Raw genomic sequence first — 20,042 nt, 5'->3', positions numbered from 1 at the left:
AACAGCATCCGAGTGACAGCATCCGAGTGACAAGGACGACACACGTTGATCATTGACATCCACGGCCATTACACGACGGCTCCCGCGCAGGTCGGCGCTTGGCGTGAACAGCAGATCGCCTTCACGAAGGGCGAGGGTGACGCTCCTGACCCCGCCGCGCTCGAGGTCAGCGACGACGACATCCGCGAGAGCATCGAGAAGAACCAGCTCCGCCTGATGAACGAACGCGGCAGCGACCTCACCGTCTTCAGCCCGCGTGCATCGTTCATGGCGCACCACATCGGCGACCGTGAAGTCAGCGCGACCTGGGCACGCATGTGCAACGACCTCGTCGCACGCGTCAGCTCGCTGTTCCCCGACCGGTTCATGATGGGCGCTATGCTCCCGCAGTCCCCGGGCGAGGACCCGAAGACCACCGTCGCGGAGATCACTCGCGCCGTCGAGGAACTCGGGGCTGTCACGGTCAACATCAACCCCGACCCGTCGGCCGGCCGCTGGACGTCCCCGGCGATCACCGACCGGTCCTGGTACCCGATCTACGAGAAGCTCGTCGAGTACGAGCTCCCGGCCATGATCCACGTGAGCTCCACGTGCATGCCCGACGTGATGCACACCACCGGTGACCACTACCTCAACGCCGACACGACGGCCTTCATGCAGCTGATCCGCGGCGGCGACACCCTCTTCAAGGATTTCCCCGACCTGAAGCTCGTCATCCCGCACGGCGGCGGGGCGATCCCTTACCACTGGGGCCGCTTCCGCGGACTCGCGATGGCACTCGGCAAGCCCGAGCTCGAGGAATACCTGCTCGACAACGTCTACGTCGACACCTGCGTCTATCACCAGCCCGGTATCGACCTGCTGACCGACGTCATCCCCACCGACAACATCCTGTTCGCGAGCGAGATGATCGGCGCGGTCCGCGACATCGATCCGCGCACCGGTCACTACTTCGACGACACCAAGAAGTACGTCGACGCCACCGCGAACCTCACCGACACCCAGCGGGCCCAGGTCTTCGAGGGCAACGCCCGCCGCGTCTACCCGCGCCTTGACCGCGCCCTGACCGCTCGCGGTCTCTGAGAACGAGAGAAGAAAATGCGACTGAATAACCTCGGCATCGTCCACACGAACATCCAGCGCCCCGACCCCGATGACGTCGCGCGCCTGTCGAAGTTCGGCGTTGCGACCATCCACGAGGCGACGGGCCGCGTCGGCCTCATGCGCCCCTACATTCGTCCCGTCTACAAGGGTGCGGCGATGTGCGGTCCCGCCGTCACCGTTCTGCTGCAGCCCGGCGACAACTGGATGTTCCACGTCGCTGCCGAGCAGGTGCAGGAGGGTGACGTGATCGTCGCCGGCTGCACCACCGAGAGCGAAGACGGATTCTTCGGAGACCTGCTCGCCACCTCCCTCACCGCTCGTGGCTGCAAGGGCCTCGTAATCGACGGCGGCGTTCGCGATGTCGAGGACCTCGAGAAGATGGGCTTCCCGGTCTTCTCCCGCGCGATCAACTCCAAGGGCACCGTCAAGGCCACGCTCGGTTCCGTCAACGTGCCGGTCGTCGCCGCCAACGCCCTGGTCAACCCGGGAGACGTGATCGTCGCCGACGTCGACGGTGTCGTTGTGGTTCCGCGCGAGCTCGTCGGCGCAGTCGCGGATGCCAGCCAGAAGCGCGAAGACAACGAAGAGGAAAAGCGCCAGAAGTTCCGCGACGGTGTCCTCGGACTCGACCTGTACGGCATGCGCGAGCCGCTCGCCAAAGCCGGCCTGGAATATGTGGGGGACTGAGCATGGCGCACGGTGACACCACGGGTGACTTCACGAAGTCAGAAGGCTGGCTGGACTGGTACGACGGTCCCACGAAGCCGACGTTCACCCTGCCCGCGGGTGCCGTCGACGCGCACTGCCATGTCTTCGGCCCTGGCGCGGAATTCCCCTACGCCCCCGAGCGCAAGTACACCCCGTGCGATGCTTCGGCCGAGCAGCTGTTCGCGCTGCGCGACCACCTCGGCTTCGACCGCAACGTCATCGTGCAGGCCACCTGCCACGGCGCAGACAACTCCGCACTCGTCGACGCGCTGAACCGCAGCGAGGGCCGTGCCTGTGGCGTCGCCACCGTTCGCCGCGACGTGACCGACGAGCAGCTCGCCGAGTTGCATCAGGCGGGCGTCCGCGGTGTGCGCTTCAACTTCGTCAAGCGTCTCGTCGACCGGGTCCCCACCGACTCGCTTGACGACATCGTTCAGAAGATTACGCCGCTCGGATGGCATGTGGTCATCTACTTCGAGGCAGAGGACCTCCCCGAGCTCTACGACTTCTTCTCCAGCATCCCCGCCCCCGTCGTCGTCGACCACATGGGTAGGCCTGACGTCACGAAGGACGTTGACGGCGAAGAATTCGGACTGTTCTTGCGCTTCATGCGGGAGAACGACAACGTGTGGACCAAGGTGTCATGCCCGGAGCGGCTGAGCGTCGCCGGTCCCCGCGCCCTTAATGGTGAGCAGCAGGCGTACAGTGACGTCGTGCCGTTCGCCCGTCGCGTGGTTGAGGAGTTCCCCGACCGCGTGCTGTGGGGCACCGATTGGCCCCACCCCAACCTGAAAGACCACATGCCTGACGACGGGCTGCTGGTCGATTACATCCCCCAGATCGCGACGACGCCCGAGCTGCAGAAGAAGCTGCTCGTGGACAATCCGCGCCGCCTCTATTGGCAAGAAGGAGAATGACCATGGCACTCGACAAGCCGTACAAGGACATTCCGGGCACCACGATTTATGATGCCGACCAGGCCCGCAAGGGCTACCACCTCAACCAGTTCTCGATGTCGCTGATGAAGCCGGAGAACCGTGCGCGCTTCCTCGCCGACCAGGAGGCCTATCTCGACGAGTGGCCGCTGAACCCGGTGCAGCGTCAGGCCGTGCTCGACATGGATATGAACACCATGATCGCTGAGGGCGGGAACATCTACTTCCTCAGCAAGATCGGCGCCACCCACGGGTTGAGCTTCCAGCAGATGGCTGGCTCCATGACCGGCATGAGCGAGGCCGCGTACCGCGACATGATGGTCGGCGGTGGGCGGCGCCCCGAGGGTAACCGTCTGAAGGATCTGGACGGCTGGACCCCTCCTGCGCCCGGCGAGAAGGCCGAGACCTTCCGTCCGAATGCGCCAGCGAAGTACACCTCGGCGTTGTTCACCTCGCACGTGCCGGCTATCGGTGCCGCGATGGATCTCGGCAAGACCGAAGAGCCGTACTGGAAGAAGGTTTTCGACGGCTACCAGTGGACGCGCTCGTGGGTGAAGGACGAGAAGCCCGACGTCGTCATCCTGGTTTACAACGACCACGCCACTGCCTTCGATGCGTCGATCATTCCGACCTTCGTGCTCGGTACGGGCGCCGAGTATCCGGTTGCTGATGAGGGCTACGGCCCGCGTCCGGTTCCGGACGTCAAGGGTTACCCGGAGCTTGCTGCGCATATCGCCCAGTCGGTGATCCAGGATGACTTTGACCTCACCCTCGTCAACGAGATGGTCGTCGATCACGGCCTGACCGTTCCACTGTCGCTCGTGTTCGGTGAGCTCAGCCCCGAGGAGCAGTGGCCTGTGCGGGTCATCCCGCTGGCGGTGAACGTCGTGCAGTACCCGGTGCCGTCCGGACGTCGTTGCTACGAGCTGGGCAAGGCACTGCGCCGAGCGCTGGACAAATGGGACGGCGAAGAGCTCAACGTGCAGATCTGGGGCACCGGCGGCATGAGCCACCAGTTACAGGGCCCGCGCGCCGGCCTCATCAATGAGGAGTGGGACAACGCGTTCCTGGATCACCTCATCGAGGACCCGCTGGGGCTGACCGAATGGCAGCACATGGAGTACGTTGACGAGGCGGGCTCTGAGGGCATCGAACTCGTGGACTGGCTCATCGCCCGCGGTGCGATGGATGACCAGTTCGGTGGGGATGCCCCGGAGCTGAATCACCGGTTCTACCATGTGCCCGCGTCGAATACGGCGGTCGGACACCTGGTGCTGACCAACCCGTCCGCCCAGAAGGAGTAATGCATGACTGACAAGATTCGCGTTGCCGTCGTCGGCGCTAACGGGGCCTTCGGCATGAAGCATCTCGATGGCCTGAAGAACATCGAGGACGCCGAGGTGACTGTTGTCAGCGCCACCTCGCAGGAGAAGGCGGATGCCGTCGCCGCGCAGTACGGCGTCGCGAACGCCGTCGTCGGTCTCGAGGCCGTTCTTGAGCGTGATGATGTGGATGCTGTCATCCTCGCGACACCGACCGGGATGCACGCGGAGCAGACGCAGGCCGCGCTCGCCGCGGGTAAGCACGTGCAGGTCGAGATTCCGCTGGCCGATTCGTTGGCGGATGCCGAGGCTACGCTCGCTGCGGCCGAAGCGGCAGAAGCATCCGAGCTGGTCGCGATGGTCGGCCACACGCGCCGCTTCAACCCCTCGCATCAGCTCGTGCACAACCGGATCGACGCAGGTGAATTCGCCGTGCAGCAGATGGATGTGCAGACGTACTTCTTCCGCCGCACCAACACGAACGCCAAGGGCGAGGCGCGGTCGTGGACCGACCACCTGCTGTGGCATCACGCAGCGCACACGGTCGACCTGTTCGCGTACCAAGCGGGCAAGATCGTCGAGGCTCACGCTGTCCAGGGGCCGATCCACCCGGACCTCGGCATCGCCATGGACATGGGAATCCTGCTCAAGAGCGAGACCGGGGCCATCTGCACGCTGTCGCTGTCGTTCAACAACGATGGACCTTTCGGCACGTTCTTCCGCTATATCGGCGACACCGACACCTACATCGCCCGCTACGACGACCTCTTCACCGGCAAGGAAGAACAGATCGACGTGTCGAACGTCGCCGTCAGCATGAACGGCATTGAGCTGCAGGATCGCGAATTCATCTCGGCGATCCGTGAGGGACGTGAGCCCAACTCCTCGCTTCGGCAGGTCATCGACTGCTACCGGGTGCTCGGCCAGCTGGAGAAGCAGCTCGCGTGACTGTGCTTGAGGGTGGCGCGCGGGCGCTTCCGCGGATGGGGCTGGGCTGCATGAACCTGAGCCACGCGTATGGCGTGCCCCCATCCGAGGAAGAGGGGCTCGCACTGCTGCGTGCTGCTCTCGATGACGGCGTGACGCACCTCGATACGGCCACGCTCTACGGTGCCGGTCGTAACGAGGAGCTCGTCGGTCGCGCTCTGCGTGGACGCCGCCACGAGGTCGTGCTGGCCAGCAAGGGCGGCATGGCGATGGTGGATGGCGTCAAGGTCATCGATGGGCGGCCTTCGACCTTGGGTGCGCAGGTGGATGCTTCGCTCTCACGCTTGGGCGTGGACCACATCGACCTGTACTACCTGCACCGGTGGGACAAGACCGTACCGATCGGCGAGAGCGTCGGCGCCCTTTCCTCTCTCGTGGATGCCGGAAAGATCGGCGCGATCGGGCTTTCGGAGGTGTCTGTTGAGCGGCTGCGCGAGGCGCAGGCGGTCGCTCCCATCGCCGCCGTGCAGAACGAGTACTCGCTGTGGAGTCGGAACCCGGAACTCGGGATGCTCGAGGCCACGAGTGACGCCGGGATCGCGCTGGTCGCGTTCTCCCCGGTCGCACGTGGGTTCCTCAGTGATTCTGTTGCTGATCCAGGTGAGTTGGCGGAGAAGGACATCCGTCGGGCGATGCCGCGGTTCTCTTCTGACAACTGGCCCGCGAACGAAGCACTGCTGCCCAGATGGCGCGCGCTCGCCGCAGAGGCTGAGTGCACCCCAGCGCAGCTTGCGCTCGTATGGCTGCTGTCTCGGGGCGAGCATGTCGTGCCGATTCCGGGCACCACGAGCGTCGACCACATGCGCGAGGACTTCGCTGCCCTGTCGCTTTCGGTGGATGCCGCGCTGCTGGCGCGTGCCGGTGAGCTGATCTCCACTTCCACCGTTTCGGGTCCGCGCTATGCGCCCGGTCCTGCCGCCGAGGTGGATGCGGAAACTTTCGAGGACGCATCGTGAAGGCGATTTCCTCGATGGCGACCCGGCGGGTGCTGGCGGATCTGACAGCCGTCACAGCTGCGACCGGGCTCGCCCGTGTCGACATCGAGTCGGTCGGGGGAGTGGATGCTGCGGACCGTGTGGCGGCGGGCGAGGCCTTCGACCTCGTCTTCCTCGCGCAACCGGCGCTGTCTCGTCTGGCCGACGAAGGGCACGTGGATGCCGCCACCGTGGTGCCGCTCGTGCTCTCTCAGGTGGCGGTGGCCGTTCCAGCGGTGGGCGCGGGGCCCGCGGGGCTACCGGCGGGGGCGGCATTCGACTCTGCCGAGGGCGTGCGCGAGGCGCTGCGCGGCGCGAACCGCATCGGCTATTCGACGGGCCCCAGCGGCGCAGCGCTCGTGTCGATGATCGAGGAGTGGGGGCTTTCTTCGGAACTGGAGGGGCGTCTCGTGCAGGCGCGTCCGGGGGTTCCCGTGGCCCGCTCATTGGCCGAGGGCGAGGCCGATCTTGGGTTCCAGCAGCTCAGTGAGCTCGTCGGACAGCGCGGCATCCGCATCCTCGGCGTCATGCCCTCCGATTGTGCAATCGACACCGTCTTCGCGGGTGCGGTGGCAACGGCATCCGTCGACCAGGAGCGCGCCGGTCGGGTGCTGAAATTCTTCGCGTCGCCGGCGGCTGCGCCGATCAAGGTGCAGAACGCGTTCGGGGTGCCGGGGCGCTGACGTCGCCCTCCCGTTCGGCCGGCACGCGTGTCGGTCGGCGCCCCTGTTTGCCTGGCACACGGTGGCGCGGCCCAGAGCCTCGCGCGTACACTTCCACTCACCGGAAGCGGTTCGTCACGAGGAGGTGGCCGATGGCTGGACGTACATCCGAGCCAGGGCAGAGCGTCGCAGGGCGGGTGCTCACGATTCTGGCGCTCTTCGAGAGGTCGCTCTCACCGCGAAGCCTGACCGAGATCAGCACCGAGACCGGACTGCCGTTGAGCACGACCCACCGCCTGGTCGCTGAACTGGAAGCTTGGGGCGCGCTGCAGCGGGACGACAACGGCCGCTACCAGATCGGGCTGCGGCTGTGGGAACTCGGCCAGCACGCGGGACGTCAGGTGCGCGAGATCGCCCGCCCGCTGCTGCAGGACCTCTTCACCCTCACTCAGGAGACGGTGCACATCGCAGTCAGGGAGAATGCCGAGGCGCTGTACATCGACCGTGTATACGGCACTAGGCGTGTACCGCAGGCTTCGCGCGTCGGTGGCCGACTGCCGTTGCATGCCACCGCAGTCGGCAAAGTGCTGCTCGCATTCGAGGAGCCATGGGTGCGCGAGGCGATTATCACGCAACCGCTCGAAAGACGCACAGCGCTGACGCACGTCGATCCGGATGCGCTGCGCGCTGAGCTCGCAACGGTGCGGTCGCAGAGCTTCGCCACGACCGTCGACGAAACCAGGCTCGGGGCAACATCGATCGCCGTACCGGTGTTCCAGCTGGGGGTGGTCGGCGCTGCCCTGGGGCTGGTCACCACGACAGATGCCGCGTCATCGATTGAGCGTCATCTTCCGGCGATGAGGGGGATCGCGCGACGCCTCGAAGCGAGTGTCGGCGGCTTCCCGTTGCAGACACTTCAGCAAGCCGCTTCCACTGGGCGGAAGTCGACCACCCGGAAGCCTGATCCGAAGCGTTAGATGAACAGTAGTTCCGGCGGCCCACCTTTACTTCACGGAAGGTCGTCGGAATCCCAATGCATCAGGTGCTGACACGAAGGAGTCGTCATGGCGCTCTCGCCAACCGAAGCCCGAGCCGCAGCTGCAGCCGGCTGCCCCATTGATCACAGTGCAGCCGCTCAGGCTGAGGCCGCCCACGATCGTCACGGCTATGAGCCGTTCGATATGAAGAACCCGTTCCCGTCCTACGCCGAACTGCGTCGCAACGAGCCAGTCATGTACGACGAGCGCATCGACTGCTGGGTCGTTACCCGCTACGCCGATGTGAAGTCGACGTTCGAGAACTGGGAGACGTTCTCCAGTGAGAACGCGCAGGCACCGGTCCGTGAGCGCGGCCCGCAGGCCACGCAGATCATGAAGGACGGCGGCTTCACCGCCTACTCCGGACTCTCCGCTCGCATGCCTCCCGAGCACACCCGCATTCGAGCCATCGCACAGCGGGCGTTCACCCCACGCCGTTTCAAGGCACTCGAGCCCACGATCCGCGAGAACACCCGTGCCGCGCTCCAGGAGATGCTCGCGAACCCCGACCGCACCGGCGATTTCTTCGCCCAGGTCGCCTATGACATCCCCACGATCACGATCCTCACTCTGCTCGGCGTCGACCCTTCGCTCGTTCCCACCTACAAGCGCTGGTCGGATTCCCGGGCCGCGATGACCTGGGGAAACCTCGACGACGAGGATCAGATCCCGCACGCGCACAACCTCGTCGAGTACTGGCAAGAGTGCATTGCGCTAGTGACGGCCGCACACGCAGATGGCGGCGACAGTCTGATCGCCGACCTCGTCACGGCGCAGGACGGTGGAGCGGAGATCACCGATCACGAGATCGCCTCACTCTGCTACAGCCTGCTGTTCGCAGGGCACGAGACCACCACGACCCTGATCGCGAACTGCATTCGCGTGCTGCTGTCGCATCGCGATCAGTGGGAGCACCTCGTCGACGACCCCAGCCGCATCCCCAGTGCGGTCGACGAGGTGCTCCGCTTTAGTGGCTCGATTGTCGCCTGGCGCCGCCGTGCGCTGGCCGACACCGAGATCGGCGGCGTGGCGATCCCGAAGGGCGCGAACGTCCTGTTGGTCATGGGCTCCGCCAACCGCGACGCCGAGGTCTTTGAAAACCCCGACGCTTTCGACATTGACCGCAGCGACGCCCGCAACCACCTGTCCTTCGGCTTCGGCATCCACTACTGCCTCGGCAACATGCTCGCCAAACTCCAAGCGAAGATCGCCCTGGAGGAGACCATCGCCGCGGTCCCTGGCCTGCAACTGGCCGAGGATGCCGACATCGACTTCCGTGAGAACCTCTCGTTCCGCGTGCCGCTCTCCGTACCTGTCACCTGGGAGGCTTGACATGAACGACTACCTCTTCATCCGCTTCTTTGACGAGGCAGGTGCGACGACAATCGAAAACCTCGGTGGCAAGTGTGCATCGCTGGTGAATCTCACATCGGCGGGGATGCCGGTTCCTCCCGGCTTCGCCGTGACCACTGCTGCATACACTTCCTTCGTGGAACTCACCGGCCTCGCCGATGAGATCGATCATCTGCTCGAGGGACTCAACGCCGACGACGTGTCCGAGGTCGACGCCGTGTCGGAGAAGATTCGCGCCGAATTCTCCACCCGTGAGATTCCGGATGCCATCGTCACCGAGTTCGATCGCGCCTACGCCGCACTGCAGCAACGCTTCAGTGAAGAGCAGCCAGTGGCGGTGCGCTCGTCGGCCACGGCTGAAGACCTACCGGATGCGAGTTTCGCCGGACAGCAGGACACCTACCTGTGGCTACGCGGTCGGGATGCTGTCGCTGAGCATGTGCGCCAGTGCTGGGCCTCGCTCTACACCTCGCGTGCCATCGTCTACCGTCTGCGCAATGAGATCCCGGACGAGGGCCTATCTATGGCGGTCGCGGTGCAGAAGATGGTCGACGCGAAAGCGGCCGGAGTCGCCATGACCATCGACCCCTCCAACGGTGACCGCTCCACCATCGTCATCGATGCGGCCTGGGGCCTGGGCGAATCCGTGGTCTCCGGCACTGTCACTCCCGACAATCTGCACATCGACAAGGTCCTCCTGACGATCTCCGAGGAGCAGATCGGCGAGAAGCACATGGAGATGGTTCCGGATGCTGCATCCCGCGGCGTCGTCGAACGCGAGGTTGAGGCAGAGCGCCGCAGCATCCGCTGCCTCACTGACGAAGAGGTCACCGCTGTTGCGGCGATCGCGAAGCGCGCGGAGAAGCACTTTGGCTCACCCCAAGACATTGAGTGGGCGATCGATCGCACACTGCCCGCCGGTGAGAACCTGCTGCTGCTGCAGTCCCGCCCCGAAACGGTGTGGTCGACGAAACAGCCAGATCGCGCGCCGACGAGTTCCGGTTTCGGAATCGCCAGTATCACCGAGTCTTTGATGACCCAGATCGGCCGCTGAGCCGCTTACCCGAAGTTTCCGAAGATCCCGCAGTCCCCGAAAGGACGCAGTCATGTCAGAGTCGACCGCTGTAGACACCACCACCACCGCACGCAATTCCTTCCCCAGCCCCTATGAGCAGGAGCCGCCTGCCGGCGCCGAGGGGTGGAAGGACCTCTACGCCTACAACCTCGTATTCCAAGACAACCTCCGCGAAGTGGAGGAGAACAAGTTCTGGTTCTGTGACAGCCAGCACTGGCCCACGGTGACCAAGCCCTTCGAGACGATCGGCTTCGAATTTGCCGTCGGCTGCCTCGGCCAGTACAACGCTCGTCAGCTACTCATTCCCACCGCGAACGGCATCGAATATCGCATCCACAACGGCTACGTCTTCATGTCGCCGGTTGCGGTTGATCCGCAGCACATCGAGGCGCGTGTTCCGGAATTCATGAAGCGCGCCGGGCACTACTTCGAGAATTGGGACAGCCTGCTCGAAAACTGGCACAAGAAGCTCCGTTCTACGATCGATGAAATTGAAGCACTCGACTTCACCGGACTGCCGGATGTCATCCCGATCGAGGACGTGCTGGCAGGCAAGGGCACGAGCCCCGCCACGGAGTTCCTGGAGAACTACGACCGCCTCATTTCGTTGGCCTACCGTGCCTGGCAGTACCACTTCGAGTTCCTGAACCTCGGCTACGTCGCCTACCTCGACCTGTTCATGTTCTGCAAGGAGTTGTTCCCGCGGATCCCCGACCTCGCCATCGCGACGATGGTGCAGGGCGTCGACATGGAGCTGTTCCGCCCGGATGACGAGTTGAAGAAGCTCGCCAAGATCGCGGTGCGTGACGGATTGAGCGATCTCTTCTCGGATGCCCCGGATGCCGAGGCGACACTGGCGGCGGTCGCCGCACATGCTTCCGGTTCAGCGTGGATGCAGGCGTGGAATGACGCACAGGACCCGTGGTTCAACTTCACAACAGGCAACGGCTTCTACGCACATGACCAGTACTGGCGTGATGTGCCGGCGATCCCGCTGGCGTTCATCAAGGGCTACATTGATCGACTGCAGGCCGGTGCGGACATCGACCGAAACGTGGATGCGCTCGTCGCAGAGCGCGACCGCATCACTGACGAGTACGCCGAGATGCTCTCGGGTGATCAACTGGCGGCTTTCCAGGGCAAGCTGGGCCTGGCGCGGGTGGTCTATCCCTACGTCGAGAACCACAACTTCTACATCGAGCACTGGACCATGGGCGTCTTCTGGCGAAAGGCCCGCCAGCTCTCGAACGTGCTGCATGAGGCGGGTTTCTGGGCCGAGGCGAATGACATGTTCTACCTGCGCCGCGACGAGGTGCGCGAGGTGCTCTTCGACTATGTGAACGGGTGGATGGTCGGCGCTCCCGCGATCGGCCCCTCACGCTGGCCCGCAGAGATCGAGCGTCGCCGCGGCATCGTGGACGCACTCTCGACCGCACGACCGCAGCCTGCCCTGAACACGCCGCCGGCGGTCATCACCGAACCTTTCACTCTCATGCTCTGGGGAATCACCGATGACCAGATCCAGAACTGGCTGGGCAAGAGTGACGTCCCCGAGGGAACGCTGAAGGGCATGGCTGCCTCTCCCGGCATCGCCGAGGGCCCCGCGCGCGTCATCGGCTCCGCAGATCAACTCTCCGAGGTGCAGGACGGCGAGATCCTCGTTGCTCCCGTGACCGCTCCCAGCTGGGGGCCGATCTTTGGCAAGATCCGCGCCACCGTGACTGACATCGGCGGCATGATGAGTCACGCTGCCATCGTCTGTCGAGAGTACGGGATGCCTGCAGTCACCGGCACCGGTACCGCATCCGTGCAGATCAAGACCGGCCAGCGGCTGCGTGTGGACGGAAGCTCCGGCACCGTCACGCTGCTGGATGACTGAACGGCCCAGGAGCTGACATGACCGGTACATCGAATGCCCGCACCGTCGTGGTCACCGGCGCCGGTGGAGGCCTCGGAGCTCAGTTCGCTCGAGCCTTCGCCGAGTCAGGCGATCGAGTGATCCTCGCCGACATTGACGCGGATGCGGCCGCCAGAACCGCTACTGAGATTTCGCGCACAGCCGCCGTTCCTGCCGTCGCGGTGCATGTGGATGTCACCGACCGTGCGTCGACGGATGCCCTAGCCGCCGCGGCGATAGCCGTTGGGGGATCCGTCGACGTACTTATCAACAACGCAGCCATCTACGGGACAGTCACGCGCTCGCCGTTCGAGGACATCGACGAGGGTGAGTGGGATCGGGTGATGGCGGTGAACCTCAAAGGTCCGTGGCAGGTGACTCGTGCCCTGTCGCCGCACCTCGCCACTGGAGGACGGGTGATCAACATCTCTTCGGCGACCGTCTTCAGCGGATCTGCGCAGTGGGCACACTACGTCGCATCCAAGGCCGGTGTCATCGGCCTCACCCGCGTGCTCGCCAAAGAGCTCGGCGTGCGTGACATCACCGTCAATACCGTCGCGCCCGGGTTCACTCTCACCGAGGCCAGCAACGCGCTGATCGAGAACGCCGCCGAGTACGGTGTCGACCGCGGGGCGATCCGCAGGCCGATCTCGCCCGAGGACATCGTCGGGACCGTGATGTACCTCGCTTCACCCGCCAGCGCATTCGTCACCGGGCAGACCATCGTCGTCGACGGTGGACGCCAGTTCATCTGAGCACCGATATCTGACCGAAGGAGACCAATCATGAGCACCGTCATCTACACCGCCGACAATGGCATCGTCACAGCGATTGACGGCCGCCCAGGGGATTCGATCATGGAAACCGCGGTCCGTAACGGCGTGCCGGGCATCGTCGGGGAATGCGGGGGGAGTCTCTCCTGCGCCACCTGTCATGTCTTCGTGGCTGCGGATACTCGCGATCTTGTCGGAGCACCGGGCGACCTCGAGGACGAGATGCTCGACGGCACCGCCGTCGATCGCCGAGAAGAGTCTCGTCTGTCCTGCCAGATCAAGCTGCAGGACGGCTGCGAATACCACGTCACCACACCGAGCGACCAGATCTGATTCGGAGCACACCATGAACGCGACACTCATCGTCGGGGCCTGTCAGGCCGGCGTGCAGATCGCATCGGTCATGCGCGACCGCGGCGACACCGCCCCGATCATCCTCGTTGGTGAAGAGGCACACCGTCCCTACCAGCGCCCGCCTCTGTCGAAGGGGTGGATCAAAGGCGAGCTGCAGCCAGACGACGTGATCCTGCGCACCCGGGAATGGTTCGCCGAGCGCGATATCGAACTCGTGACCGGCGACCGGGTCGTCACGGTGCACCGCACCGCCGACGGTACGGGCACCGCGGTGACCGAAGGTGGTCGCCGCATCGCCTTCGATCGTCTGGCGCTCACGACCGGAGCATCCGCTCGTCGTCTGCCCCTAGAAGGCACTGATTATCACGGCGTGCACTACCTGCGCGATGCGGATCATGCGATCAGCCTGCAGCCCGCGCTCGCCGACGCGTCGGCAAAGAATGTCGTCGTGATCGGTGGCGGCTTCATCGGCCTGGAGACTGCGGCTGTCGCCCGAGGGCTCGGCAAGAGCGTCACGGTGCTCGAAGCCGCACCTCGCCTCGTCGGACGCGTCGTCGCGGAGGAGACCAGCGCCTTCTATCTAGGCGCGCATCGGCGCCGCGGAGTGCAGGTCGTCCTGGACGCGCGCATCTCGCGCATCATCGGCGGAGATGCCCGCGTGGCTGGTGCCCAGGGATCGGTAACCGGAGTCGAGTTAGAGGACGGCACCGTCATCCCTGCCGACCTCGTTCTGATTGGCGTCGGCGTGATCCCGCGCACGGAGCTTGCCGAGCAACTGGGCCTGGACGTCGAGGGTGGCATCGTCGTGGATGCGGCGGCCCGGGCATCCGATGGTCTGACGGTTGCGGCAGGCGACTGCACCATGATGCCCAATCCCTACCCGCTCGGTATGGGCGGCAGCATCCGGCTGGAGAGCGTCAACAACGCACTCGAGCAGGCGAAGATCGCGGCCGCTTCCCTTCTCGGTGAACCGGCGGAGTACCGCTCGGTGCCGTGGTTCTGGTCGGATCAGGGCGATCTGAAGCTGCAGATCGCGGGCCTGTCGACCGGCTACGAGAGCGTCGTCGTGCGCGGCGATCCCGATACCGAGAAGTTCGCGGTGCTGTACTACCGCGAAGGGCGATTGATCGCCGCCGACGTCGTGAACCACCCGGCGGAGTTCATGGCGATCAAGTCGGCCCTCATCAAGGGCGGGACGATCTCACCCGCCGCCGCGGTCGACGTCGGCACATCCCTGAAGTCCGCCATCGTCCTGCCTGACGCAGTGAACGCCTGAAATCGGAGTCATCATGACCCTTCCCGATACTGTCCCCGTAGACATCAGCCCTATCGCCGCCGCGGCTGCGAACGACGATTTGGATCCGCTGTGGCGTGCCATTGTTGCTGAGTCGCGCTCGCGGCAGAACGACATCCATCTGCCCATCTCGTTCGCTTTCGCCGAGCGCTTGTGCGCCTCGCACCCCGAGGCAGACGCCCTGGTCGTCAGAGTCGCCATTGTGCTGCATGACACGGGTTGGTCGCGCGTCGACCAGGACCGCATCATCTCCGAGGGATTCTCCGGTGACTGGCGTCGGGCGGATGTTCGATACGAACATGAGCGGCACGGCTGCGACATCGCCCGCGAGGTGCTGCCGCCGCTGGGGTACGACGAGGCCTTTATCGAACGCGTGACTGCGATCATCGATGGTCACGACACCCGCCAGGTGTCGCACTCGATCGAGGACAGTCTCGTGCGCGACGCCGATCGACTCTGGCGGTTCACGCCCACCGGAATCGCGCTCGCTTCGTCGTGGTTTGGCATCACGCCCGCCGCGTACTGTGCACGACTGCGCGTAGAGATCGTGCCTGAGCTACTCACCGACGCCGCAGTGCGCATGGCCGAGGCCGAGCTCGGCCGCGCCGAAGTGCTTCTGAAGATCGAGCAATTGTCATGACGATGCTCGATGACGATTTCGTGGTGGCGATGCGTCATCGCCACCACGAAGCTGCCGCAGGATTGCCCTACACCCACGTCTCTGGACACCGCATCGGCGGAGCCGAGACGAACGGGTCCGGCGGTGGCGTCTCCCCGGTTGTGGACCCAGCCACGGGGGAGCGTTGGGGGTCTGTTCCGGATGCTGATGCGTCCGACATAGACGCGGCAGTTGCCGCAGCTCGCGCTGCCTATCCCCAGTGGGCGGCGCGGGCTCCCTCCGATCGTGCCGAGCTGTTGCGCCGCATGGCGGATGCGATCGAGAACAGAGCCGATGTGCTCAGCCTCACCAACACTCTGGAAAACGGATCACCGGTGGCCGAGACTGCCGGGGCCGCGGCAAATGCGGCATCCATCTTGCGAGTGTTCGCAAGCCTGGCCGGGCAACTCGAAGCGGGCGACGTGCGCGCCTTTCCAGATCGACGCAACGAGACCGTCGTCGCGCAGGACCCCATCGGCGTGTGTGCGCTCATCGCGCCCTGGAACTTTCCGATCAACCTCGTCGTGATCAAGCTCGCCCCTGCGCTCGTTGCCGGGTGCACTGTCGTGATCAAACCCGCGGGGCCCACTCCGCTGTCCATACGGTTCCTCCTCGACGCCGCCGAAGAGGCCGGGATTCCGGCGGGGGTCATCAACCTCGTGACCGGTGACGGTGCGACGGGCGAGCTGCTCGTGCGCCACCCTGGTATCGACAAAGTGGCTTTCACGGGGTCGACACCGGTCGGGCGTCGCATCGCTGCCGCGTGCGGTGAGCTGCTGCGTCCGGTGACCCTCGAACTCGGCGGTAAGTCGACGGCGATCGTGCTGCCGGATGCTGATTTGGATGCCATGTCGGCGGTGCTTCTGCGCAGCAGCATGCGCAATACTGGCCAGACCTGCTACATATCGACCCGCCTGGTCACCACTCCCGATCGCTATGACGAACTGGTCGACATGGTCACAGCGACGGTTGCGGCAGCGCCCGTCGGAGACCCGCTGGATCCTGCGACCGTGTTCGGCCCGGTCGCGACGTTCGCGCAGCGTGATCGGGTGCTCGGGTATATCCGCGCGGGTGTGGCAGAGGGTGCCAGGGCGACGGTCGGCGGAGACGTGCCCGAACCGCTGCGGGGTGGCGCGTTCGTCGCCCCGACCGTGTTTGCCGACGTCACGCCCGATATGACCATCGCCCGCGAGGAGATCTTCGGACCCGTCATCACGCTGCTCCGCGCGCCGTCGGTGGACGCGGCGGTCGAGATCGCCAACAACACGTCGTTCGGCCTCGGTGGGATCGTCTTCGGCGGAGATGAGGATGCCGCGTTCCGTGTGGCGCGACGCATGGACACGGGCTCCGTCGGCGTGAACATGTTCGCCTCGAACCACTACGCGCCCTTCGGCGGGCGACATGATTCCGGGCTCGGGGTCGAGTACGGGCTGGAGGGGCTCAAGGCGTATCTCACGCCGCAGTCTGTGCATCGACGCGTGCGCTGACTGTAGGCGCCGCTGCGTCGGGCTTCGTCGTCCGGTACACCTGTCGGTCGGAATCTACGGATGTCTGTCCAGAACGGGCGGATGCCCCGGCATCCGTGGATCTCGACCGACATCCGTGCCCGGCGAGGGCCGAGGGCTGGTCGATGACACTGCAAAGGCGTAGGCTCGTATCGCCAGGCGAACTCACGTTCGCACAGCGAACGCCACGAGAGGGCGCCGTGACCATTTATATCTACGATGCCGTGCGCACACCGTTCGGGCGTGCGGGCGGTGCGCTCGCCAGCATCCGTCCCGATGATCTCGCCGCCATTGTCATGCGGGCAAGCACTGAGCGCACGGGGCTTGACCCAGCGCGTATCGACGACGTCATCTTCGGCGACGCGAACCAGGCCGGTGAGGACAACCGCAACGTCGCGCGCATGGGCGCGCTGCTGGCGGGCTTTCCGACTTCGGTGACCGGGGCGACGGTGAACCGGCTGTGCGCATCGAGCGTGGAAGCGGTGATCCAGGGGGCGCGGGCGATCGAATCCGGGGATGCCGAGATCATTCTCGCCGGCGGCGTCGAGTCGATGAGTCGGGCGCCGTACGTCGTGGAGAAGTCAGCGAAGCCGTACCCGGCGACCGGCAACCAGATTATGTGGAACACCGCGATCGGGTGGCGGATGACGAACAAGGCCCTTCCGACGCCCTGGACGATCTCCAACGGCGAAGCAGCGGAGAAGGCTGCGCGGGTGGCCGGCATCACTCGTGAGGAGCAGGATGCTTTCGCCGTCCACTCGCATGAACTCGCAGCCCAGGCGTGGGCGGATGGCATCTATGACGGTGAGATCGTGCAGGTTCCGGGCGCTGAACTTGCCCGTGACGAGGGCATCCGCGACGGCTCGACGGTGGAAAAGCTCGCGGGGCTGCGATCGCTGTTCGCCGAGGATGGCACCGTGACCGCGGGCAACTCCTCGTCGATCAACGATGGGGCATCCGCCGTGCTGCTGGGCACGGAGGGCGCCTTGCCGGACGAACCGCTCGCGCGCATCACCGGCCGCGCCGCGCACGGTGTCGATCCCGATGACTTTCCGATCGCGCCGATCGAAGCAGCGAATAAGGCGCTCGCCCGAGCAGGCCGCACCTGGGCGGACGTCGATTTCGTCGAGCTCAACGAAGCCTTCGCATCGCAGTCGCTCGCGTGCCTGCGCGGTTGGCCGGAGCTGGAGCCCGAGAAGCTGAACATTCACGGCGGGGCGCTGGCCATCGGGCATCCGCTCGGCGCATCCGGCGGCCGCATCATCGGCCACGCCGCGCACGAACTGCGCCGCCGCGGTCGGGGTGTCGCGGTTGTCGCGATCTGCATCGGCGTTGGGCAGGGCCTCGCCGTGGTCCTCGAACGGTAAGGCGGTTTTAGAGTGCTCCGGTGGGCTGCGGGATGCGATGGCGGCACCGTGTTGGGCGGAGTTCGCACTGGTGGGCGGAGGTTCGATCCGCATTCCTCCGCCCCACGCTGCGTTCTCCGCCCCACGTTGCGGCCTGCTGCGGCCCGATTCGCGCCGATCAGTGCTCGTGTGCGCGAACGATAGGGTTTCGATGTGACTGAATCGGATGCCGCGCCCAGTGCAGATTTCGTGCAGTCGCTGGCTCGGGGGCTCTCTGTCATCCGCGCCTTCGATGGGGAACCGGCCGAGCTGTCGCTCGCCGAGGTCGCCCGTCGCGCAGACATTCCTCGGGCCGCGGCCCGCCGGTTCCTGCGCACTCTCGAGCAGCTCGGCTATGCGATCGCGACGTCGGATGCCCGATTCCGGCTGACCCCACGGGTGCTCGAGCTCGGCTACGGGTATCTCTCATCGCTGTCGCTGCCCGAGATCGTGCAGCCGCATCTGGATGCGCTCTCGCACCGAATCGGCGAGTCGGTGTCGGTGTCGGTACTCGACGGCGCAGACATCGTCTACGTCGCACGCGCGGCTGCGCGGCGCATCATGAGCGTTCGCATCACCGTCGGCACCCGCTTCCCGGCGTTCGCGACGAGCATGGGGCGCGTGCTGATCGCGGGGGAAGCATCCGACAGGGCCGCTGAGCTGCTGGCATCCGCGCCTCTCCTCTCCTACACCCCGATGACCACCGTGGATCCCGCTGCGATCCACCAGATTCTCGACGTCGTGCGCGATCAGGGCTGGGCGATGGTCGACGGCGAGCTCGAAGAAGGATTGCGTTCGATCGCCGTTCCGCTGCGCGGGCGCGACGGTGCAGTCGTCGCCGCACTGAACGTCTCGACAAGCACGGCCCGGGGATCGGCGGATCAGGTGCGGGCGGAGCTGCTTCCGCCGTTGCTCGAGACTGCGGCCCGCATCGAAGGCGAATTGGGTGCAACCAGCCGTTGAATGCAAAAGTAGGGGTATGAGCGAGAGAATTCGGATCGGTATCGCCGGCTACGGGAACTTGGGGCGCGGCGTGGAGGCCGCGATCGGAAAGAACCCGGACATGACGCTGGTGGGTGTCTTCACCCGTCGCGACCCGGCGCAGCTCACACCGCTGAACCCCTCGACAGACGTCTTCAGCATGGATGATCTGTCCGCGAAGCGCGACGACATCGACGTGCTCATCCTCTGCGGCGGCTCCAAGGACGACCTGCCGGTCCAAGGCCCCGAACTGGCCGCGCACTTCACCACCGTCGACAGCTTCGACACGCATGCGCGCATTCCGGAATACTTCGCGGCGATGGATGCTCCGGCTCAGGCCAGCGGCACGACGGCGTTGATCTCGGTCGGGTGGGATCCCGGACTTTTCTCCATCAATCGGCTCTACGGCGAAACGCTCATTCCCGCGGGCGACACCTACACGTTCTGGGGTCGGGGGCTCAGCCAGGGGCATTCGGATGCCGTTCGACGCGTCGACGGCGTCGCCGCCGGAGTGCAGTACACACTGCCCGCCGAAGCAGCGATCGACGCCGTGCGCAGCGGTACGCGCCCGCAGCTGAGCACGCGTGAGAAGCACACCAGGGAGTGCTTCGTCGTGTTGGAAGAGGGTGCGGATGCAGCATCCGTCGAGCAGGCGATCGTGACGATGCCGCACTACTTCGCCGACTACGACACGACCGTGCACTTCATCTCGGCCGAGGAACTCGCCCGAGACCACCAGGCGATGCCGCACGGCGGATTCGTGATCCGCAGCGGCAACACCAGCGATACGGCAGCGCAGGTCATCGAGTACCGTCTCGCTCTCGACAGCAACCCCGAGTTCACCGCCAGTGTTCTCGTGACCTACGCTCGTGCTGCTTTCCGGCTGAACAAGCTCGGCCAGCACGGCGCGGTAACGGTGCTGGATGTTCCGCCCGCGATGCTGTCGCCCAAGAGCGGAGCAGAACTGCGCGCCGAGCTGCTCTGACATTTCGGGAGCATCCGAGGGCAGTGCTCCCGCGTTACGCGTGGGGGAACGTA

The 20,042-nt window shown here is 65.3% G+C and carries 19 protein-coding genes; all 19 read left to right on the top strand.

Features of this window, described 5'->3' with window-relative positions:
• Positions 1-45 precede the first annotated feature (45 nt).
• The 19 genes from ACSU1L_RS07535 to ACSU1L_RS07445 all read left to right on the top strand — a co-directional run bounded on the left by ACSU1L_RS07535 (position 46) and on the right by ACSU1L_RS07445 (position 19,989).
• Positions 46-1,083, top strand: coding sequence for an amidohydrolase family protein (locus ACSU1L_RS07535; protein WP_438253828.1), 1,038 nt, complete (start codon positions 46-48; stop codon positions 1,081-1,083).
• Positions 1,084-1,098: 15 nt separating this feature from the next.
• Positions 1,099-1,791, top strand: a complete 693-nt coding sequence (gene ligK, locus ACSU1L_RS07530) for a 4-carboxy-4-hydroxy-2-oxoadipate aldolase/oxaloacetate decarboxylase (RefSeq protein WP_439255281.1) — start codon at positions 1,099-1,101, stop codon at positions 1,789-1,791.
• 2 nt (positions 1,792-1,793) lie between these two features.
• Positions 1,794-2,729, top strand: coding sequence for an amidohydrolase family protein (locus tag ACSU1L_RS07525; RefSeq protein ID WP_439255280.1), 936 nt, complete (start codon positions 1,794-1,796; stop codon positions 2,727-2,729).
• Positions 2,730-2,731: 2 nt separating this feature from the next.
• The gene (locus ACSU1L_RS07520) at positions 2,732-4,051 is read left to right on the top strand and encodes a protocatechuate 4,5-dioxygenase subunit alpha/beta (protein ID WP_438253831.1); all 1,320 of its coding nucleotides are present in this window, start codon (positions 2,732-2,734) and stop codon (positions 4,049-4,051) included.
• A gap of 3 nt (positions 4,052-4,054) precedes the next feature.
• Complete coding sequence (locus tag ACSU1L_RS07515) at positions 4,055-5,017, top strand: Gfo/Idh/MocA family oxidoreductase (protein WP_439255279.1); 963 nt, start codon at positions 4,055-4,057, stop codon at positions 5,015-5,017.
• Positions 5,014-6,012 carry an aldo/keto reductase gene (locus ACSU1L_RS07510; RefSeq protein ID WP_439255278.1) on the top strand — a complete coding sequence of 333 codons (999 nt, stop codon included), beginning with the start codon at positions 5,014-5,016 and terminating at the stop codon, positions 6,010-6,012. The genes ACSU1L_RS07515 and ACSU1L_RS07510 overlap by 4 nt, the downstream gene beginning before the upstream one ends.
• Positions 6,009-6,713, top strand: a complete 705-nt coding sequence (locus ACSU1L_RS07505) for a substrate-binding domain-containing protein (protein ID WP_439255277.1) — start codon at positions 6,009-6,011, stop codon at positions 6,711-6,713. The genes ACSU1L_RS07510 and ACSU1L_RS07505 overlap by 4 nt, the downstream gene beginning before the upstream one ends.
• Before the next feature lie 131 nt (positions 6,714-6,844).
• Positions 6,845-7,669, top strand: a complete 825-nt coding sequence (locus ACSU1L_RS07500) for an IclR family transcriptional regulator (RefSeq protein WP_438253835.1) — start codon at positions 6,845-6,847, stop codon at positions 7,667-7,669.
• Positions 7,670-7,756: 87 nt separating this feature from the next.
• Positions 7,757-9,061, top strand: coding sequence for a cytochrome P450 (locus ACSU1L_RS07495; protein WP_439255276.1), 1,305 nt, complete (start codon positions 7,757-7,759; stop codon positions 9,059-9,061).
• 1 nt (position 9,062) lies between these two features.
• A complete protein-coding gene (locus ACSU1L_RS07490; RefSeq protein ID WP_439255275.1) occupies positions 9,063-10,136 on the top strand; it encodes a PEP/pyruvate-binding domain-containing protein in 1,074 nt (357 codons plus the stop codon).
• Positions 10,137-10,188: 52 nt separating this feature from the next.
• A complete protein-coding gene (locus ACSU1L_RS07485; RefSeq protein WP_439255274.1) occupies positions 10,189-12,036 on the top strand; it encodes a PEP-utilizing enzyme in 1,848 nt (615 codons plus the stop codon).
• A 17-nt stretch (positions 12,037-12,053) separates the two neighbouring features.
• Positions 12,054-12,809 (top strand): SDR family NAD(P)-dependent oxidoreductase, encoded by a 756-nt coding sequence (locus ACSU1L_RS07480; RefSeq protein ID WP_438253839.1) that lies wholly within the window; start codon positions 12,054-12,056, stop codon positions 12,807-12,809.
• Between the two features lie 30 nt (positions 12,810-12,839).
• Positions 12,840-13,160: a 2Fe-2S iron-sulfur cluster-binding protein gene (locus ACSU1L_RS07475; RefSeq protein WP_439255273.1), complete on the top strand. Its 321-nt coding sequence runs from the start codon at positions 12,840-12,842 to the stop codon at positions 13,158-13,160.
• Positions 13,161-13,173: 13 nt separating this feature from the next.
• Entirely contained in the window at positions 13,174-14,457 is a 1,284-nt protein-coding gene (locus ACSU1L_RS07470; RefSeq protein ID WP_439255272.1) for an NAD(P)/FAD-dependent oxidoreductase, read from the top strand.
• A gap of 13 nt (positions 14,458-14,470) precedes the next feature.
• Positions 14,471-15,115, top strand: a complete 645-nt coding sequence (locus ACSU1L_RS07465) for an HD domain-containing protein (RefSeq protein WP_438253842.1) — start codon at positions 14,471-14,473, stop codon at positions 15,113-15,115.
• Entirely contained in the window at positions 15,112-16,620 is a 1,509-nt protein-coding gene (locus ACSU1L_RS07460; protein ID WP_438253843.1) for an aldehyde dehydrogenase family protein, read from the top strand. The genes ACSU1L_RS07465 and ACSU1L_RS07460 overlap by 4 nt, the downstream gene beginning before the upstream one ends.
• A gap of 218 nt (positions 16,621-16,838) precedes the next feature.
• Positions 16,839-18,005, top strand: coding sequence for a thiolase family protein (locus tag ACSU1L_RS07455; RefSeq protein WP_439255271.1), 1,167 nt, complete (start codon positions 16,839-16,841; stop codon positions 18,003-18,005).
• Between the two features lie 192 nt (positions 18,006-18,197).
• Positions 18,198-18,986, top strand: a complete 789-nt coding sequence (locus ACSU1L_RS07450) for an IclR family transcriptional regulator domain-containing protein (RefSeq protein WP_439255270.1) — start codon at positions 18,198-18,200, stop codon at positions 18,984-18,986.
• Between the two features lie 16 nt (positions 18,987-19,002).
• Entirely contained in the window at positions 19,003-19,989 is a 987-nt protein-coding gene (locus tag ACSU1L_RS07445) for a diaminopimelate dehydrogenase (protein WP_439255269.1), read from the top strand.
• Positions 19,990-20,042 lie beyond the last annotated feature (53 nt).

Origin of the sequence: Microbacterium sp. A94 (assembly GCF_051842855.1) — a bacterium.
GTDB lineage: Bacteria > Actinomycetota > Actinomycetes > Actinomycetales > Microbacteriaceae > Microbacterium.
The sequence above is the reverse complement of the archived record's forward strand: the minus strand, read 5'-3'. Positions and strand labels throughout refer to the sequence as shown.

Bases quoted from the DNA above. Each gene is read 5' to 3' on its own strand.
- ligK (WP_439255281.1), top strand. From the start codon at position 1,099: ATGCGACTGAATAACCTCGGCATCGTCCACACGAACATCCAGCGCCCC.
- ACSU1L_RS07525 (WP_439255280.1), top strand. From the start codon at position 1,794: ATGGCGCACGGTGACACCACGGGTGACTTCACGAAGTCAGAAGGCTGG.
- ACSU1L_RS07520 (WP_438253831.1), top strand. From the start codon at position 2,732: ATGGCACTCGACAAGCCGTACAAGGACATTCCGGGCACCACGATTTAT.
- ACSU1L_RS07515 (WP_439255279.1), top strand. From the start codon at position 4,055: ATGACTGACAAGATTCGCGTTGCCGTCGTCGGCGCTAACGGGGCCTTC.
- ACSU1L_RS07500 (WP_438253835.1), top strand. From the start codon at position 6,845: ATGGCTGGACGTACATCCGAGCCAGGGCAGAGCGTCGCAGGGCGGGTG.
- ACSU1L_RS07495 (WP_439255276.1), top strand. From the start codon at position 7,757: ATGGCGCTCTCGCCAACCGAAGCCCGAGCCGCAGCTGCAGCCGGCTGC.
- ACSU1L_RS07490 (WP_439255275.1), top strand. From the start codon at position 9,063: ATGAACGACTACCTCTTCATCCGCTTCTTTGACGAGGCAGGTGCGACG.
- ACSU1L_RS07485 (WP_439255274.1), top strand. From the start codon at position 10,189: ATGTCAGAGTCGACCGCTGTAGACACCACCACCACCGCACGCAATTCC.
- ACSU1L_RS07480 (WP_438253839.1), top strand. From the start codon at position 12,054: ATGACCGGTACATCGAATGCCCGCACCGTCGTGGTCACCGGCGCCGGT.
- ACSU1L_RS07475 (WP_439255273.1), top strand. From the start codon at position 12,840: ATGAGCACCGTCATCTACACCGCCGACAATGGCATCGTCACAGCGATT.
- ACSU1L_RS07470 (WP_439255272.1), top strand. From the start codon at position 13,174: ATGAACGCGACACTCATCGTCGGGGCCTGTCAGGCCGGCGTGCAGATC.
- ACSU1L_RS07465 (WP_438253842.1), top strand. From the start codon at position 14,471: ATGACCCTTCCCGATACTGTCCCCGTAGACATCAGCCCTATCGCCGCC.
- ACSU1L_RS07460 (WP_438253843.1), top strand. From the start codon at position 15,112: ATGACGATGCTCGATGACGATTTCGTGGTGGCGATGCGTCATCGCCAC.
- ACSU1L_RS07445 (WP_439255269.1), top strand. From the start codon at position 19,003: ATGAGCGAGAGAATTCGGATCGGTATCGCCGGCTACGGGAACTTGGGG.